The organism is Paraburkholderia sp. JHI2823, from assembly GCF_038900695.1.
In the GTDB taxonomy this organism is placed as follows: domain Bacteria; phylum Pseudomonadota; class Gammaproteobacteria; order Burkholderiales; family Burkholderiaceae; genus Paraburkholderia; species Paraburkholderia mimosarum.
Window position 1 is genome coordinate 1 of record NZ_JAYMRY010000423.1, and the last position, 255, is coordinate 255.

Genomic DNA, 255 nt, shown 5'->3' on the forward strand with positions numbered 1-255 from the left:
CGGCGAACATGATCGCGTCGACGCTGCGATTGCCGTACACGAGCGTGAACGCGCTGCGCGGCTCCGTTTCGAGCGTCGTCTTGATGATCGCGAGCACGGGCGTGATGCCCGAGCCGCCCGAGAACGCCACGTAGTGCTTGCCGTGCTCGGCGTTCAGGTGCGTGAAGAAGCGGCCGTCGGGCGTCATCACTTCGATTTCGTGGCCCGGCGCGAGCTGCTCGAACGCGAAGTTCGAGAATCGCCCGCCGCGCACGC

1 pseudogene is annotated in these 255 nt (G+C 66.7%); it reads right to left on the reverse strand.

The window, feature by feature from the left end:
* Positions 1-255 (reverse strand): annotated as a pseudogene (locus VSR34_RS39260) (phenylacetic acid degradation protein); the annotation flags it as partial.